Annotated in this window: 13 protein-coding genes; 6 read left to right on the top strand and 7 right to left on the bottom strand. The window is 68.5% G+C overall.

Features of this window, described 5'->3' with window-relative positions; all coding sequences use genetic code 11:
• Positions 1 to 116: 116 nt before the first annotated feature.
• The 3 genes from BLR05_RS14030 to BLR05_RS14020 all read left to right on the top strand — a co-directional run bounded on the left by BLR05_RS14030 (position 117) and on the right by BLR05_RS14020 (position 2272).
• The gene (locus BLR05_RS14030) at positions 117 to 1307 is read left to right on the top strand and encodes an acetyl-CoA C-acyltransferase family protein (RefSeq protein ID WP_092835202.1); all 1191 of its coding nucleotides are present in this window, start codon (positions 117 to 119) and stop codon (positions 1305 to 1307) included.
• Positions 1308 to 1383: 76 nt separating this feature from the next.
• Positions 1384 to 1776: a BPSL0067 family protein gene (locus BLR05_RS14025; protein ID WP_026432761.1), complete on the top strand. Its 393-nt coding sequence runs from the start codon at positions 1384 to 1386 to the stop codon at positions 1774 to 1776.
• Between the two features lie 22 nt (positions 1777 to 1798).
• Positions 1799 to 2272, top strand: a complete 474-nt coding sequence (locus BLR05_RS14020; RefSeq protein WP_092835200.1) for an STY0301 family protein — start codon at positions 1799 to 1801, stop codon at positions 2270 to 2272.
• 58 nt (positions 2273 to 2330) lie between these two features.
• Here BLR05_RS14020 and BLR05_RS14015 read toward each other — a convergent pair whose 3' ends face one another.
• A complete protein-coding gene (locus BLR05_RS14015) occupies positions 2331 to 2579 on the bottom strand; it encodes a DUF3297 family protein (protein WP_092835198.1) in 249 nt (82 codons plus the stop codon).
• A gap of 140 nt (positions 2580 to 2719) precedes the next feature.
• On the opposite strand from BLR05_RS14015, the gene BLR05_RS14010 reads away from it, so the two are divergent.
• Positions 2720 to 3190 carry a hypothetical protein gene (locus tag BLR05_RS14010; protein WP_092835196.1) on the top strand — a complete coding sequence of 157 codons (471 nt, stop codon included), beginning with the start codon at positions 2720 to 2722 and terminating at the stop codon, positions 3188 to 3190.
• Positions 3191 to 3283: 93 nt separating this feature from the next.
• Here BLR05_RS14010 and BLR05_RS14005 read toward each other — a convergent pair whose 3' ends face one another.
• A complete protein-coding gene (locus tag BLR05_RS14005; protein ID WP_092835194.1) occupies positions 3284 to 4537 on the bottom strand; it encodes a nucleoside recognition domain-containing protein in 1254 nt (417 codons plus the stop codon).
• 98 nt (positions 4538 to 4635) lie between these two features.
• Complete coding sequence (locus BLR05_RS14000) at positions 4636 to 5631, bottom strand: recombination-associated protein RdgC (protein WP_092835192.1); 996 nt, start codon at positions 5629 to 5631, stop codon at positions 4636 to 4638.
• Positions 5632 to 5869: 238 nt separating this feature from the next.
• On the opposite strand from BLR05_RS14000, the gene BLR05_RS13995 reads away from it, so the two are divergent.
• Together BLR05_RS13995 and BLR05_RS13990 are read left to right on the top strand one after the other, a co-directional pair.
• Complete coding sequence (locus tag BLR05_RS13995; RefSeq protein ID WP_092835190.1) at positions 5870 to 6415, top strand: Spy/CpxP family protein refolding chaperone; 546 nt, start codon at positions 5870 to 5872, stop codon at positions 6413 to 6415.
• A gap of 116 nt (positions 6416 to 6531) precedes the next feature.
• The gene (locus BLR05_RS13990) at positions 6532 to 7119 is read left to right on the top strand and encodes an acyloxyacyl hydrolase (RefSeq protein ID WP_092835188.1); all 588 of its coding nucleotides are present in this window, start codon (positions 6532 to 6534) and stop codon (positions 7117 to 7119) included.
• A 1168-nt stretch (positions 7120 to 8287) separates the two neighbouring features.
• Here BLR05_RS13990 and BLR05_RS13985 read toward each other — a convergent pair.
• The 4 genes from BLR05_RS13985 to leuA all read right to left on the bottom strand — a co-directional run bounded on the left by BLR05_RS13985 (position 8288) and on the right by leuA (position 16562).
• The gene (locus BLR05_RS13985; RefSeq protein ID WP_092835186.1) at positions 8288 to 12787 is read right to left on the bottom strand and encodes an EAL domain-containing protein; all 4500 of its coding nucleotides are present in this window, start codon (positions 12785 to 12787) and stop codon (positions 8288 to 8290) included.
• Positions 12788 to 13050: 263 nt separating this feature from the next.
• The gene (locus BLR05_RS13980; RefSeq protein WP_092835184.1) at positions 13051 to 14193 is read right to left on the bottom strand and encodes a 3-deoxy-7-phosphoheptulonate synthase; all 1143 of its coding nucleotides are present in this window, start codon (positions 14191 to 14193) and stop codon (positions 13051 to 13053) included.
• Positions 14194 to 14245: 52 nt separating this feature from the next.
• Positions 14246 to 14737 (bottom strand): C40 family peptidase, encoded by a 492-nt coding sequence (locus BLR05_RS13975; protein WP_092835276.1) that lies wholly within the window; start codon positions 14735 to 14737, stop codon positions 14246 to 14248.
• A gap of 112 nt (positions 14738 to 14849) precedes the next feature.
• Positions 14850 to 16562 carry a 2-isopropylmalate synthase gene (gene leuA, locus BLR05_RS13970; RefSeq protein WP_092835274.1) on the bottom strand — a complete coding sequence of 571 codons (1713 nt, stop codon included), beginning with the start codon at positions 16560 to 16562 and terminating at the stop codon, positions 14850 to 14852.
• Positions 16563 to 16714: the final 152 nt, after the last annotated feature.

Genomic DNA, 16714 nt, shown 5'->3' with positions numbered 1-16714 from the left:
AATGGCATTTCAAATCAACAACTTATAAAACCCTCTGGGTCAATGAACACTGAGCGGCTTGGGTTCTGCCGGTGGAATCGATCTTCCCGCTCTTATTTCCTGAAGGACTTGCAGCCATGACCTCCCGCGACATCCTCATCGCCTCCATCGCCCGCACCCCCATCGGCACCTTCGGCGGCGCGCTCAAGGACATCCCCAACACCCAGCTGGCCACCACGGCCGTGCGCGCGGCCATCGAGCGCAGCGGCATCGCGGCCGATGCAGTCGGCCACGTGGTGATGGGCAACGTGATCCCCACCGACACGAAGGATGCCTACCTCGCGCGCGTGGCCGCCATCGACGCGGGCTGTCCGGTGGAAACCCCTGCCTTCAACGTCAACCGCCTCTGCGGCTCGGGCCTGCAGGCCATCGTGTCTGCGGCGCAGGCCATCGCCCTGGGCGACTGCGACGTGGCGATCGGGGGCGGCAGCGAATCGATGAGCCGGGGCCCCTACTTCGACACCGCGTCGCGCTGGGGCGCGCGCATGGGTGACGCGAAGAGCACCGACTACATGCTGGGCATCCTGCACGACCCGTGGCAGAAGATGCACATGGGCATCACTGCCGAGAACGTGGCCGAGCGCTACCGCATCGGCCGCGAGGCGCAGGACCGGCTGGCGGCAGAAAGCCAGCGCCGCGCGGCGGCGGCCATCGAGGCAGGCTACTTCAATGAACAGATCGTTCCGGTGGAAATCCCCGGCCGCAAGGGCACGACCACGCTGTTCGACACCGACGAGCACGTGCGCGGCGGCACCACGGTCGAGGTGCTGGCCGGCATGAAGCCCGCGTTCAAGAAGGACGGCGGCACGGTGACGGCGGGCAATGCCTCGGGCATCAACGACGGTGCCGGCGCCGTGGTGCTGGTCGCTGGCGACCGCGCAGCCGCGCTGGGCGCTAGGCCGCTGGCGCGCCTGGTCGGCTACGCGCATGCCGGCGTGGACCCGGCCTACATGGGCATCGGCCCGGTGCCCGCCACGCGCGCAGTGCTGCAGCGCACGGGCCTGTCGGTGCAGGACATCGACGTGATCGAGGCCAACGAAGCCTTCGCCGCCCAGGCCTGCGCCGTGATCCAGGAACTGGGACTGGACCCGGCGAAGGTGAACCCGAACGGCTCGGGCATCTCGCTGGGGCACCCGGTGGGCGCCACGGGAGCGATCATCACCACCAAGGCCATCGCGGAGCTGCACCGCACCCAGGGGCGCTACGCGCTGGTGACGATGTGCATCGGCGGTGGACAGGGCATCGCCGCCATCTTCGAACGGGTTTGAAACGATTGGAAACAGCGCCGGCAAACCGCGCAAGGCCGACTAGGATCGCCTCCTTTGCGCGACCATCACACAACCGATGCCATACATCTACCAGAATGCCGCAGCGCTCGAGGGAACCGACAAGGTCGGCAGCAAGCACTGCGTTGCGCTCCTGCAGCACTACGCCCAATTGCCGCACACCAGCAACTGGAAGCAGGGCGAGACCGTGTTCGGCAATGCCGCCATCAAGAAGGGCACGGCCATCGCCACGTTCAACAGCGCCGGCAAATACGGCAGCCTGCCCACCGGCAACCATGCGGCCTTCTTCATCTCGCAGGATGCCGGCGGCATCTGGATCATGGACCAGTGGCTGAGCGATACGCAAAAGCCCAAGGTGTCGATGCGCTACGTGCGTCCCAAGCCCCAGCGCAAGAACGGCGACTACACCGATCCCAGCAACAACGCCGCGGCGTATTCCGTCATAGAGTGAAGAGAACGAACCAGGCCTTTCCATGACTCCTTCTCCCGCACCCCGTTCCCAGGCCGGCCGCCCCTCCCTGCTGGCCATCCTCCTCCTGGCAGCCGCCGGCCTGCCCGGTGCGGCCATGGCCGCACCCACCACGCTGGAATGCCCGGCCACGGTCCAGCTCGACGCCCCCCGGGCCACTGCGTCCGGCCTGCCCGCCGGCACCGACATCGTGCTGGACACACGGCCGCTGCGCCTGACGGGATACAACCTGTTCGACGGCCCGCCCGCGCAGGGGGCCGCCCTGGTCCCGCAGTCGGACAAGCCCGGCAAGGGCGGCTCCACCGCCATGTGGTCTTTCGAGGGCGACTACCCTCAGGGCAAATTCCTGTCGTGCGACTACGCCGGTGGCACGGTGCGCCTGGTCCAGCGCACGGACGATGCCGTGAAGCGCTGCACGGCCGTGTCACGCACGTCCGGCAAGCCGTCCGTGCTGCAGGTACGGTTCCAGTGCGAGTGACTTTGCCGCCGCGCTGGCGGACCGCCAGTACATGAAATCCGCCATCACGGCGGATTTTTCATTTGTAGAACGCTTCCACCGTTCCCTTGAGCATGAGCAGCAGCGGCCGGCCCTTGCGGTCCACCGTCTTGCCGGCCGGCACCTTGATCCAGCCCTCGCTCACGCAGTATTCCTCCACGTCGAAGCGCTCCTTGCCGTTGAAGCGGATGCCGATGTCGTGCTCGAACGCGGCGGGCACGTGGAATTGGCTGCGCGGATCGATGGAAAGATGGTCGGGAAGTTCGGGGCATTGCGCGGCGTCGGTCACGGGAAGCGTCCTGGAATCGTTCGGAAAAGAGAAAAGGAAAAGCCGGATTGTCCGGCAAATACCGTAACCGCAGCGCGTCCGCTAGTTTCATATGGTTGCAATCCCGCGCGTCCAACCCAACAGCAAGGAAGAGGGATTTCATGCAACGCATGGTTTTGGGGGCCGCGGCGGCCCTGGCACTGACGGGCTGCGCTTCGGTGATGAACGACACCACGCAACCGATGAAGATCGAGACCAGGAACGACAAGGGCGATCTCGTTTCCGGCGCCGAATGCAATGTCACCAACGACTACGGCACTACGGCGGTGAAGTCCGGCGTCACGTCGCAGGTGCGCCGTTCCGGCAAGGACCTGGACATCGTCTGCAAGGATCCCCAGCATCCCGACGCCCTCGGCCGCGGCATCTCGCGCGCCAACGCCGGCCTGGCAGGCAACATCATCTTCGGCGGCGGCATCGGCGCCATCATCGACCACAACAAGGGCACCGCCTATACCTACCCCACCTGGGTGCAGTTGGTGTTCGGCAAGACGCTGGTGTTCGACCGTTCCGCCGAGAATGAGGGTGCTCCCGTCATTGGCACCGCTCTGGCGGCAGTGGCCAAGGCCCCCTGACGGTTCCCGGACCTTCCGATCCGTCGCAGGCCGCGTCTTCCCGCCAGGGAGGCGCGGCTTTTTCTTCGGCTGCCGTGCGGCAGCCTTCCCCGTTCAGCGCAGCATCGCATACCCCACCGCGATCGCGGCGGCCAGCCCCACGGCATCGGCGAAGAGCGCGCAGGCCAGGGCATGGCGCGTGTGCTTCACGCCCACGCTGCCGAAGTACACCGCCAGCACGTAGAAGGTGGTCTCGGCAGAGCCCTGCATGACCGCGGCGAGGCGCCCGGCGAACGAGTCCACGCCGTGCGCCTGCATCACGTCGATCATCAGCCCGCGCGCGCCCGCGCCGGACAGCACCCGCATCAGCCCCACCGGCAGGGCCGGCAGGAAATCCGTGTTCCAGCCCAGCGCCGCCACGCACGCTCCCACCGCCGCGAGCAGCGCGTCCATGCAACCGGCCGCGCGGAAGACGCCGATGGCCACCAGGATCGCCACCAGGTAGGGAACGATCTGCACGGCCACGCCGAAGCCTTCCTTGGCGCCGTCGATGAAGGCGTCGTACACGTTGATGCGGCGCACCGCCCCGGCCAGGATGAAGAGCATCACGATGCCGAGGATCACCGCCGCGCCGATGGTGCCCGCGATGCGGGACGCCTGTTCGGCGGGCAGCCGGCCCAGCGCCCACACGGCCGCGCCCAGCAGCCCGGACACGGCCGCCAGGGGCAGCAGCAGCCGGGGACGCCACAGCGGCAGCCGCTGGCACAGGCCCACGGCCAGCACACCCGCGATCAGCGCGATGAAGGTGACCAGCAGCGTGGGCAGGAAGATGTCCGCCGCGTTGAAGCCGGTGCCCAGCCCCTGCTGCACGGCGACGCTCTGGCGGATCGCGATCACCGACGTGGGGATCAGCGTGAGCCCGGCCGTGTTCATGACCACGAACATGATCTGCGCATCGCTGGCCGTGTCGCGCGGGCCCGTGTGCAGCGACTGCAACTCGCGCATGGCGGTGAGCCCCAGCGGCGTGGCCGCGTTGTCCAGGCCCAGCAGGTTGGCCGAGAAATTCATGGTCATCGCGCCCTGCGCCGGATGACCCTGCGGCACCCCGGGAAAGAGGCGCCGCAGCAGCGGGCCGGCCGCGCGCGCGAGCAGTTCCACCATGCCGGCACGCTCGCCCACGCGCATCAGGCCCAGCCAGAGCGCCATCACGCCGGCCAGGCCCAGGGAGATCTCGAAACCCGAGCGCGCGGCCGCGAACATCGCGGCCAGCAGCGCCTGGAAGACATCCGCGTCGCCCAGGGCCCAGCGCGCGGCGGCGGTCACGAACGCGATGGTGAAAAAGCCGATCCAGACCCAGTTGAGCGCCATGGGGGGCGATGGTAGCCGCACCGGTCCAAATCAGCGCCGGAGGCTGGAGCAGCCCCGGCGGTGTCGCGGCGCGCAGGCCCCCGGACCGTGCTGCCCGGTCAGAACGGTGCGTCGTCGTCCGCGCCCGCCGTGGCAGCGGCCGGTGCGGCAGCGGCGTCATCCGCCCCGGCCTTGCGCTCGCCCGGTGCCGTTGCCGGGCCGTCCAGGCCCGTGCGGCCCTCGCCGCCCAGTGCCTCGATCAGGTCGGGGATCAGCTTGGAGAGCTCGCCCGTGGCGATCGCCACGTCGGTGTCGAAGCCTGAATCGTCCTGCCCGCGGCCCTCGAACACCGTGTCGAGGAACGACACCTTCCTGATCTGCAGGCCTTCGGTCAGCACGAAGGCGACACGGTCGTCCCAGCTCATCGCGAGCTTGGTGGGCAGCTTGCCGCCGGCGATGTGCTCGCGGATCTCGTCGATGTCGAGCGGGTGGCGCGCATAGCGGACCACGGCCTTGGATTCGTCCGCGCTCTTGAGTTCGCACTCACGGTCCACGCTGAAGCCCACCGGCGGCTCCTGCTCCTTCAGCCAGTGGGCCATGGCGGCCTGCGGCGAGGTCTGCGTGTCGAGCAGGGAAACGGACAGGCCCGGCAGCGCTTCCACCAGCAGCGAAACGACCTCGTCCGCACGGCCCTGGCTGCCCGTGTCGAGCACCAGCAGCCGCGCCTCGGTGTCGATCCAGATCCACATCGACCCCTGCTTGGTGAACGCCATCGGCAGCAGGTCCAGCTTGGCCTCGTCCTTGAGCTCGCGGGTTTCCTTCTTGCCCGGCTTGCGGCCGGTTTCCTTCTCGATGCGCGCGGCCTTGTCCTTGACCTTGCGCGCCAGGACCGATCCCGGGAGCATCTTGGTTTCGGTCATGAAACGCAGGATCCAGTGGCCTGCCACGGATTCGACCAGGGCGCCGTGGGCCTCGCCCCGGGGCGGCACCCAGCCTACGGATTTCTCCTGGGTGGCGCCGCACTCCACGAACGGGGTGCGGGCCAGGGCTTCCTCGAGCTGGGGCAGTTCCGCATGCCACTCGGCGATGCGGTAGATGATCATGTTCTTGAACACGGAATTCCTTGTGTGCGATATCGCCCTGCGGCGGGCGCGCCGGCCGCAGGGCCGGCGAAAGGGCGCCATTGTCGTTGCTGTGCGCCCCGGCGGGGCAACAGAACCTTGGCACAACTTTACACAGGCACACGCCCCCCTCATGGCGGAGATACACGGCCTGCCGACACTGGCTTTCAACCGCCGCACCGCACCGGTCGCAGCGGCAACGCCCCCGATGGGGATATGAAAGGATTTCGCCATGACCGCACTTTTCCTGCAACGACGCTTCGCCACCGCAGCCTCGGCCGTCGCACTGACGGCCCTGCTGGCAGTGCCCTCCTTCGCACAGACGGCCCCCGCAGCCCCGCCCGCCACGGCCGGTGCCGAACGCCCGCACCGCATGCCCAGCCCCGAGGAACGCGAAGCCCGCATGGCCCGGCGTGCCGAAGCCCTCCGGCAAAAGCTGCAGCTCACGCCGGCCCAGCAACCGGCGTGGGACGCCTTCACCGCGGCCATGCGCCCGCAGGGCCCGCGCCCGGACATGGCCGGGATGGCACAGCTCAGCACCCCGGAACGCATCGACCGCATGCGGGCGTTGCGCGCACAGCACAACGCCGAAGCGGACCGCCGGGACGAGACCACGAAAACCTTCTATGCCGCGCTGACCCCTGCGCAGCAGAAGGTGTTCGACGCCGAGCACTTCGGCATGCACGGTCCCCGCCACAAGGGCATGCCCGGCGGCCACGGCCCCGCCGGCCGGCACGGCGGCGCAGCGCCGGCCCCGGCTGCCCCGGCACCGCAGTGATGCAGGTCCGCCGCGCATGCGGCGGCCACCTACAGCGGACTTCCCGGCCCCTGTCCTACAGTGGTTTACGTCGATTGTGTAACCTTACGGTCGCGACATAACCGGGAATTCGCAAAATGCATCATTCATTCATGAAGCGCCTCGTGGCCCCTCTGGCGGTCCGGGGCGCTTTTTTCATTCTGGCGGCCGCTGCGGCCACCGGTGTCCAGGCACAGGCGGCAGGCGCCGAAAGCCCTTCGGTGTACGTCCAGGGGGGCTGGGCGGAACACCAGACCGACTCCGCCACGATCGGCATCACCCTGCCATGGACGTCCTGGCGCAGCGAGCTCTGGGGCAGCGAAGTGCGCGGCTACTGGGACATCTATGCGAGCCGGTGGTCCTACGACAGCGTGGACGGCGGCTCCGGCCACACCACCCTGGCCGGCATCACGCCCACCTTCCGGCTGCGGCCCGGCAACGGCCGCTCGCCGTGGTTCCTGGAAGGCGGGGTCGGCATCACCTACATGGACAAGCGCTATCACACGCCCCACAAGGAATTCAGCACCCGGTACAACTTCGCGACCCACCTGGGCCTGGGCTACAGCCTGGGAGCGCAGCACCAGCACGAGGTCGCCATCCGCGTGCAGCATCTCTCCAATGCAGGCATCAAGAGCCCCAACCCCGGAGAGAACTTTGTCCAGCTGCGCTACGCGTACCACTTCTAAACCAAAGGCCTGTCCGCTCCCTTCCGAAGCCCCGCCTCGCGGGGCTTTTTCTTTGGTGCAGCCGCTGGCGGCGGGCATCCTTGGAAGGGTTGTGCATAACGCTGGGGGTATTTTCAGGCACATCTCCGAGTTATCCACCGCTGCGGGCCTGCGGCCGGAGTTGTTGTCCGGCTACGCCAGCATTCACCCCTCTTCAGGCCACAGGCTTGTGACGAACCCAAGTGCTTGCCAGCATTGGGGAAACATGGCTTGTCCACACCGGGGGCCCACCCTTACTACTATTCCTATGGTTTTATAAAAGCTTTCAAGGAATAACAAGAAACATCCTCCGGGGCCATGACAAGGGCCCAGGGTCGCGCCGCCTGGGCCTGGCTCTGCCCGCACGCTGGCATGCCACAGGCAATGGCGTGCTGGACGCCACTGGGCAGTTGCGAACCGGCGGCCCCTTTGGACCATCAGGCCTGTCCTGCCTCCCGGCAAAAAACGGCACGGCCCCCCTGGCCCTCGCATCACCTCAGAGGACCGATCCATGCCTGCGTGGGGTGACCCTTTCCCGTGTCGTCCCGGCAATACGCAGGAAGGAGCCCCGGCATGGACTCCTGCAGGTGCCCGAAGGATCTTCGGCAGGGCCTCCCGCACGCGGGTTCCGGGACAAACCTGGGGACATCTTTCGCACAAATGCCGGCTTGCCCACAGCGGCGGCCGCCCCGCCCTATTTGTCCCCGGAGGGACGACAGCGGCAGCCCCGTTCCACCCACATGGTTGTGGGCAGCGCAAGTGCCTTGTCGCGCAACGGAAAATTCCGGTTGTCCACAGCTGGGGCCCGGCCTTACTACTACGACTATGGTTTTGTAAAGACATACAAGGAAGAACAAGGAACAACCGGGACCGGTCACGTGCCGGTCTGCGCATGAACCACGTCGGGCGGTTCGAGGGCATGTCCATGCCCATGCGGATCCCAGGGGTCCGGCCTTGCGTGCACCCCGCCCATGGATGGGCCTGGAAAGGCCGCAGGCGCGTCAACGAGGGGAATAGTAGGGGGGGGCTGCTGCGCCGGCGGTTACCGGGCTTCTGCGGGCTCTGGCGGGTTCACCGGGCAGCCTGCGCATGGGCGGCTCGGCACCACTCGCCTGCGTGGGGCGGGCATGCCGCCCCACGGGTATGCTCTTCAGTGCGAGGGAAGCCTATGGATCAGGAAGTCTTCCAGCGCGGTCTCGGGCAGCGGCCGGCTGAAGAAATAGCCCTGGTAGGCGCGGCAGCCCGCCTGTTCCAGGCGGCTGCGCTGTTCCGCGGTTTCCACACCTTCGGCGATGACGTCCAGGCCCAGGCTGCGCGAGAGCGCGATGATCGTGTCCACGATGGCCGCGTCGTTCGGGTCGGCGAGCAGGTCGCGCACGAAGCTCTGGTCGATCTTCAACTGGTCCAGCGGCATGCGCTTGAGGTAGCTCAGCGAGGAATACCCCGTTCCGAAGTCGTCCAGCGAAAACCCCACCCCATGGGATCGCAGCGAGGCCATGGTGGCGATGGTGGTCTCCATGTCCTCGACGAATAGGCTTTCGGTCAGCTCCAGCTTCAGGCGCGATGCCGGTGCACCCGTCGCGGTGATGGCACGCACCACGTCTTCCACGAAGGCCTCGTGGTGGAACTGGCGAGAACTCACGTTCACCGCCATGCTGAGGTGCCTGCGCCCGGGCGCGTGCTGCCAGCGTGCCAGCTGCGCGCACGCGGTGTGCAGCACCCAGCGGCCCAGGGGCAGCACCAGGCCGGTTTCCTCGGCCAGCGGAATGAATTCGCCGGGGGACACCATGCCGCGCTGCGGATGCGGCCAGCGCACGAGCGCTTCCACCCCGGTCACGCCGCCCTGGTGGTCGATCTGGGGCTGGTAGTGCAGCATGAACTGCTCCCGCGCCAGGGCCGTGCGCAGGTCGTTCTCCAGTTCCGCGCGGGCCGTGACCACCGCCTGCATCCCAGGGTCGAAGAACCGCAGCGTATTGCGCCCCGCGGTCTTGGCCTGGTACATGGCGAGGTCGGCCTGCTTGAGCAACTCGCCCACGGTGGACGTGCGGCCATCGCCGAAAGGCGCCACGCCGATGCTGGGCGTGCTGCGGTAGTGGTAGCCCTGCAGTACGTAGGGCGTGGCCAGGACGGCCAGGATCTTCTCTCCCACGGTGCGGGCGCTCATCGCCAGCTCATCGGGGTGGGCGCTGAGGCCCTCGATCATCACCACGAACTCGTCGCCGCCCAGCCGGGCCACGGTGTCCACAGAACGCACGCAGGTGTTCAGCCGGGCGGCCACCTGCTGCAGGAGCACGTCGCCCTGGTCGTGGCCCAGGGTGTCGTTGAGGGTCTTGAAATTGTCCAGGTCGATGAAGAGCAGCGCCCCGCCCTGCCGGCGCCGGTGCGCCGTGGCCAGCGCATGGCGCATGCGGTCCATCAGCAGCATGCGGTTGGGCAGGCCGGTCAGCGAATCGTAGAACGCCAGCCGCTGGATCTCCCGCTCCGTGGCCTTGCGCTGGCCGATGTCGGTATTGATGGCCAGGATGGAGTCCGGCTGCCCCTGTTCGCCCTGCACCAGCGTCCACCGGCCCTCCACGTCCAGGCGCCTCCCATCGCGGTGGAACTGGACGATTTCCCCCGCCCATTCCCCCTGCTCCTGCGTGGCCTGGGTCGCGCGGAGGAATTCCTGCGTGTCCTGGTAGAGCAGCATGGCGATGGACTGGCCGACCGCCTCCTCGCGCGTCCAGCCATAGAGGCGCTCGGCGCCTTCGTTCCAGAACGTGATGCGGTGGTCCAGGTCGCGCACGATGATGGCGTCGCGCGCCTTGTCCAGCAGCGATGCCTGCCGGCGGATGTGCGCGTCCGATGCCTGGCGCGCCATCTCCGCTGCCGCCCGCGCAGCGAAGATGCGCAGCGTGGAGATCACCATGCCCGGCTGCTGCAGCGGCTCGCGGAAGGCGACGAAGACGAAGCCGATGGGCTGCCCTTCCGCGCTGCGCAACTGCAGGCCGACGTAGGCCTGGGCTCCGAGCCGTGCCACCGGCGAGTCCGGATAGAGTTCCGAGATGCCCTCGGGGATCACGCATTCGGTCTCGTTCACCAGCCGCAGGCTGGGCGTGCCTTCCAGGGTGTATTCGGCATTCGGCTGGACCACCCCTTCTTCCACCCGCGACAGCGTCACTGCGCGCGGCAACCGTCCCCCGGGCTGCGGCAGCAGCCGGGTGACGCAGCCGCCCTGGGCGCCCAGGGCGTCGCACATGTGGCTGGCCAGCTGCCTGAAGAACTGCGTCCCGGTGCTTGCCGACACGGCGGCCGCGGCCTTGAGCACCACCGCCTGCAGGCGCTGCTGGTCCTGGCGCGTGCGCAGGCTGCCCAGGCCGAAGGCGATGTCGTTGGCGAGTTGCTGGAGCAGCTCGGTTTCCTCCGCGCCGGTTTCCAGCACCTCTTCCGGATAAAGCGTGAGCAGGCCGAAGACCTGCTCGGCATCGCGCAGCGGCAGGCTGATGACCGCGGGCAGTCCGAGCTGCCGCAGCGGCTGGGCCCACAGGTCGGCGTCCGGTGCGTGCCGCAGGTCGCGGACGATGACCGGCCGCCCGCTGCGCAGCGCCTCGCCCGACGGCCCGGGGCTGTGGGGGGGCCAGGGCGCATCGGGCGTGCCGGTCGGGCGCAGGGTTTCCACGCCCACCGTCGTCAGTCCGGACCAGGCCACGGGCTCGATGCTCTGGCGTTCGGTGCCGTTCCAGTGGCGCACCATGCCCACCCAGGCGCTGCGGTAGCCGCCCACTTCCCGGGCGATGCGGCACACCTCGGACAGCAGGGCCGTCTCTCCCGTGGCACGCACCAGGGCTTCGTTGCACGCGCTCAGCAGCCGCTGAACGGTGCCTACGCGCGCCAGCTCGCGCTCCACGCGCATGCGCTGCGTCACGTCCGTGGCGAGCACCTGGCGCGCGGCCCGTCCGTTGAAGGTGATGTCGCCCGCGTACACCTCCATGTCGATGTGCGCGCCATCCTTCTTGCGGTGGCGGCGGTGCACTGCATCGCGCCGCACGCCGGGCAGCAGGGCGCGGGCCTCGATCTCCCGCTGCGAGCGTTCTTCCTCGAGCCAGAGCTGGGCGGTCGTCATGCGTAGCAGTTCGGTTTCCGTGTATCCGTAATGGCGCACCATCGCGCGGTTCACCGCGAGAATGCGCAGGCTGCCGCGTTCATAGACCCACATCGGCTGCGGATGCGCGTCGAAGAGCAATCGGTACTGCAGTTCGGAGGCGCTCAACTGCGCGGCGTAGCTGCGCAGCTGCAGCACGGCGCCCAGCGATTCGGCGAGGATCTGCACATAGGCCACCTGGCGCTGGGAGAAGGTGAACACCGGATCGGCGTTCACCTTGAGCATGCCGAGCACCGTGTCCCCGGCGCGCAGCGGCGCGGCGATGAACGACAGCAGGCCGTGCTGGCCCTCGTCGGTGGCGAACAGTGCATGCTGCTGCGAACCGTCGCTGTGCAGCACCGTCTGCTCTGCCTCCAGGTGCTGCCAGAGCATGTACCCGAGCATCGGCCGGGATTCGTCCAGCGGTGCTGCACGCGGACCGGTGCTGGCGCGTACGCGCAGCCGGTCGCCCTCGCGCAGCACGACCATGGCGCCCTGCCCGTCCGCCAGGTCCATCGCGGTGCGGGCCGCCAGCAGCAGGACTTCTTCCATGGGCAGGTCGAGCGCGCTCATGCGCTGCTGCACGCGCACCAGTTCCGCATGCGCGCCGGCATCGCGCTGGGCCTGCAGGGCGCTCTGCTTCTGGGCGCTGATGTCGGTCATTCCGCCGACCATGCGCAGACCCTGCCCCTGGGCGTCGCGGATCACGAAGCCTCGGTCCCGGATCCATGCATAGGTGCCGTCCTGGCGCCGGAAGCGGTACTCGTCCATCCAGTGCAGGGCATCGCCTTCGATGGCGGCATGGATGCTCTCGAGCACGCGGTCGCTGTCTTCCGGATGCAGCCGCTGCGTCCAGGACGTGCTGTCGTGCGGCAACGTGTGCAGCGGGACGCCGAAGAGGACTTCCATCCCTTCGTTCCACCACATCGAATCATCGGTGAGGTTCCAGTCCCAGATCGCGTCGGCGGTGGCCCGTGCCACGAGGTGGAAACGCTCTTCGGACAAAGCCCGTTCCTGTGCGCGCTGCGCCATGCCGCGGCGCTGGCGGCGCAACTCCAGCAGTGCCATCGCCTGGCTCGCAATCGCGACCAGTGCGTCCCGATGGCACTCTTCCAGGGTCCGCCGCGCCGCGTCCAGGAGCACGACCGCGCCCAGCGTCAGCCCGTCGGTGGTCTTGATCGGCATGCACGCGGCCATGCGCATGCGCGAAGGCCCCCGCACCAGCGGATGGCTGCGCAGTACCGGATCGTCCGATGCATCCTCCACCTGCACGAACCGGCCTCCGAGCGCGAGCCTGCACAGGACATGGGCGCCCGCCAGATTCTGCAGTGTGCCGAGTTCCATGCCCGCGCTGGACTTGAACCATTCGCGGTCCATTCCCACGAAGCCGATGGCGGCGATGGACGCGCCGCACAGATGGGCGGCCAGGCGCGCGAGCTGATCGAAGGTGTCTTCGGCCGGCGTCTCGAGAATGGCGCACGCGTGCAATGCGTCCAGGCGCCGGCGGTCCGGGTCCGTGCGCGCAACCATGGTCAGCGTTCCTGGAAACGAGGGGGAGCCCGGCGCTCTGGAATGTGCGGCATCGGAAGCGGGAGCGGCTGCACCTGCATGGCGTGGGCTTGGTGGGGTTGGATGGAGTGGCATCACCGGGTCCGCCCGCCGGAGCGGCAGACGCCCCAGCCTGCATGTTTCCGAATGCTACACCCTGGCACCTGTCCGGATGCCGGCCGGGCGTGGCCGATCCGTGCAGAAAACAACAGCCGCGCCCTGGGGCGGCGCACGCCGGCAGCGGATCAGCGGTGACTGCGGCGCGACCGCACGGCGGCCGCGAGGCCTTCGATCACCGGCACCGTCTGGTCGAAGCCGATGCAGGCATCCGTCACCGACACGCCGGCCTCCAGGGGCTGCCCTGGCACGATGTCCTGGCGGCCTTCCCGCAGGTGGCTTTCGATCATTACGCCGGTGATGCGGCCATCGCCGGCCGCGACCTGCGCCGCCACGTCGGCCGCGACCTCGATCTGGCGGCGGTGCTGCTTGCTGCTGTTGGCGTGCGAGACATCGATCATCACCTGCTCGCGCAGTCCCGCGCCGCGCAGCAGGGCGCAGGCTGCGTCCACGTCGGCCGCCCCGTAGTTCGGCTGGCGGCCGCCGCGCAGGATCACATGGCAGTCCCGGTTGCCGCGCGTCTCGAAAATGGCGGCCTGCCCCATCTTGGTCATGCCCATGAAGGCATGCGGCGCCTGCGCGGCGAGGATGGCGTCGGAGGCCACCTTCACCCCGCCGTCGGTGCCGTTCTTGAACCCCACGGGGCAGGACAGGCCGCTGGCCAGCTGGCGGTGGCTCTGGCTTTCCGTAGTGCGCGCGCCGATCGCGCCCCAGCTCACCAGGTCGCTGATGAACTGCGGCGAGAGCAGGTCGAGGAATTCCGTCCCCACGGGCAGGCCGAGCGCCAGCACGTCCAGCAGCAGCTTGCGCGCCATTTCCAGGCCTTCGTTGATCGCGAAGCTGCCATCCAGGTGCGGATCATTGATGTAGCCCTTCCAGCCCACCGTGGTGCGGGGCTTCTCGAAATACACCCGCATCACCACCACCAGTTCCGCGGACAGCCGGTCGGCCTGTGCCTTGAGCGCCTTCGCGTATTCCATGGCCTGGCCATGGTCGTGGATGGAGCACGGCCCCACCACGACGACGAGCCGGTCGTCCTCGCCGTGCAGCACCCGCGAAAGCGCGGCGCGGCTGGATTCCACCAGGGCCTGGGCATCGTCCGAAGCGGGCAGCCACTCCTGCAGCAGCGCGGGCGTGATCAGCGGCCGCACCGCCTTGATGCGCGTGTCGTCGATGCGGGTGGTGTCGTGCGTGCCGGGCTGCGGCGTTGCGTGGGGGACGTGCGAAGCGATGCCGGCGCCGCCGGCTTCCGGGGAAAAGGTACGGTTCATGGGCCGCGATTGTCGCGCGCCCGGCCGGATGCACCTTGTTCCAGATCGTGCCTCATGGCCTGCGGAACGCGATGGCCTGCCGCGACCAGTAGCCCGAGCTGAAGCGGTCCAGCCGCACCGTGCCGCCCGTGGAAGGCGCATGCACGAAGCGCCCGCCCTCCACCACGATGCCCGCATGCGTGGGGCGTCCGGAGCCGAAGATGACCAGGTCGCCGGTGCGTTCGTCACCGGCCGGCACGGACGCGCCGAAATCGCTGAGCTGCGCCACGGTGCGCGGCGGCGCGACCCCGGCGAGGCTGCGGTACACATAGCCGATGAGGCCGCTGCAGTCGAAGCCGCCTTCCGGGGTATTGCCGCCGTAGCGGTACGGCGTGCCAACGAGTCCCATCGCATGGATCGCGATATCGTTCGACTGTTCCGGTGTCAGGCGGGAATACGCCGGGGCCGTTGCGCGCCCGCCGCGGTGCGGCGATGTGCCGCACGCGGACAGCAGCAGCGCGGCGGCGATCAGCACGGTCCTGCGGGCAGGACCCGATGCGGACATCCCGATGGCATGGCTGGGCTCATTCTGCATGGCGCCGCAGATTAACCCAAGCGTGGCCCGGCCACCGTTTCGGAAGGTTTTTCTCCTGGAAACGGTGGCGCGGGCCGGAGCGTCAGACTTCGGTGCCGGCGGGCTCGCGCGCCGCGGGCGCCTGGGCCGCGCTATTGCGCCGCGCGACCAGCCGGTTGGCCACCGCCACCACGGCCTGCACCGATGCACTGACGATGCTGTGGTCCAGCCCGACGCCGAAGGTGGCGCCCGGCACGCCTTCGAGCGCGGCCTCGACGATGGCCAGGGCCTGCGCGCCCGCGCCGGCGCCCGTGGCGCGTTCCTCGTAATGGTCCACGCGCAACGGCAGGCCGAGCGCATCCACCGTCGCATCGATCGGCCCATTGCCGCGCCCCTGCAGCGTCTGGCGCACGCCGTTGATGGTCACGTCGAGCGCTATGCCCTGGCCGTCTTCCTCGAGGCGCTGTCCGTGCAGCGTGATCGTACCGGGCGTGCCCTGCGTCGGCGCCGCGATGTAGGTCTGCGAGAACAGGCTCCACAGCGCATCTCCGTCCATCTCACCCTCGCTCGTGTCCGTGGCGCGCTGCACCACGGCACTGAACTCCACCTGCAGGCGGCGCGGCATCACCACGCCGCGCTCGCGCTCCAGCAGGAAAGCGATGCCACCCTTGCCCGACTGGCTGTTCACGCGGATCACGCTGTCGTAGGTGCGGCCCAGGTCCGCCGGATCGATCGGGAGGTAGGGCACTTCCCAGAGACCCGCCGGGTCCTGGGCCGCGAAGCCCTTCCTGATCGCATCCTGGTGCGAGCCCGAGAACGCGGTGAAGACGAGGTCGCCCGCATAGGGATGGCGCGGATGCACCGGCAGCGACGTGCATTCCTCGGCCACGCGCGCCACGTGCGTGATGTCGGAGAAGTCGAGGTTCGGATGCACGCCCTGCGTGTACATGTTGAGCGCCAGCGTCACGATGTCCACATTGCCGCAGCGCTCGCCGTTGCCGAAGAGGCAGCCTTCCACGCGGTCGGCGCCGGCCATCATCGCCAGCTCGGCGGCGGCCACGCCCGTGCCGCGGTCATTGTGCGGATGCACGGAAAGCACGATGTGCTCGCGTGGCGCGAGGTGGCGGTGCATCCATTCGATCTGGTCCGCGAACACGTTGGGCGTAGCGTTCTCCACCGTGGTCGGCAGGTTGATGATGATGGGCCGGCCCGGGCCGGCGCCCCAGGCCGCAATTGCCGTCTGGCAGGCGCGCAGCGACACCTCGGGTTCCGTGGCGCTGAAGGTCTCGGGGGAGTACTGCAGCGTCCAGGCGGTGGCGGGCTGCGCGTCGGTCAGGCGGCGCAGGTACGACACGTGGTGGTCGATGAAAGCCATCACCTGCGAGACGTTCATGCCGAAGACGATGCGCCGCCATGCGGGGGCCGTGGCGTTGTAGAGGTGCACGATGGCGCGCGGCGCGCCCTGCACGGCCTGCACCGTGCGTTCGATGAGATCCTCGCGCGACTGGGTCATGACCATCAGGGTCACGTCCTCGGGGATGCGGTTTTCCTCGATGAGGCGGCGCACGAAATCGAAATCCGTCTGCGACGCGGCCGGAAAGCCCACTTCGATTTCCTTGAAGCCGATGCGCACGAGCTCCTCGAAAAGGCGCATCTTGCGCTCGCCGTTCATCGGCTCGAAGAGCGCCTGGTTGCCGTCGCGCAGGTCGGTGGAGAGCCAGATCGGCGCCCGCGTGATGGAGCGGGACGGCCAGGTGCGGTCCGGCAGGGATGCAATGGCGGTGGGTTGGTACTTGGTGGCGGGCTTGGCGATCATCATGACGGGCTCCACGAAACGGTATCGCGCCGGGGCGGCGCGATCAAATCAACGAAAGGAAAAGACGGTGCGACATTCCCTGCAGCCCTCCACGCGGGTGGAGGCTGGTTCGTGGGCCGGGGTCAGGGGAAGGTCGGTGTTGCGCGGACTGG

It is taken from the genome of Paracidovorax cattleyae (assembly GCF_900104515.1).
Taxonomy (GTDB): domain Bacteria; phylum Pseudomonadota; class Gammaproteobacteria; order Burkholderiales; family Burkholderiaceae_C; genus Paracidovorax; species Paracidovorax cattleyae.
This window is presented reverse-complemented; position numbering and strand designations above follow the sequence as displayed.